Consider the following 251-nt stretch of genomic DNA (forward strand, 5'->3'; position numbering starts at 1 on the left):
GCGCAGGGCCTGATCCATGGTCAGGGTGCTGCCGGCCAGCGTGCCGTCGGGCAGACGCACGCCGCCCAGGCATTTGGTCACGGTGTGGCTGCCAAGCTTGTATTCACCGTCGGGCATGCCGGCGGCGGCGGTCGAATCGGTGACGCAATACAGGCACGGGATCGAACGCAGGGCCACGCGGATGGCGCCGGGATGCACGTGCAGCAGATCGGGAATCAGCTCGGCGTATTTGGCGTGGGCCAGTGCTGCGC

General features: G+C 68.1%; 1 protein-coding gene. It reads right to left on the reverse strand.

Features of this window, described 5'->3' with window-relative positions:
- On the reverse strand, positions 1–251 hold a 251-nt coding region (locus AAEY83_RS17205; protein WP_502945214.1), incomplete at both ends, for a hypothetical protein.

The organism is Psychrobacter sp. TB20-MNA-CIBAN-0197, from assembly GCF_040309765.1.
GTDB lineage: Bacteria > Pseudomonadota > Gammaproteobacteria > Pseudomonadales > Moraxellaceae > Psychrobacter > Psychrobacter submarinus.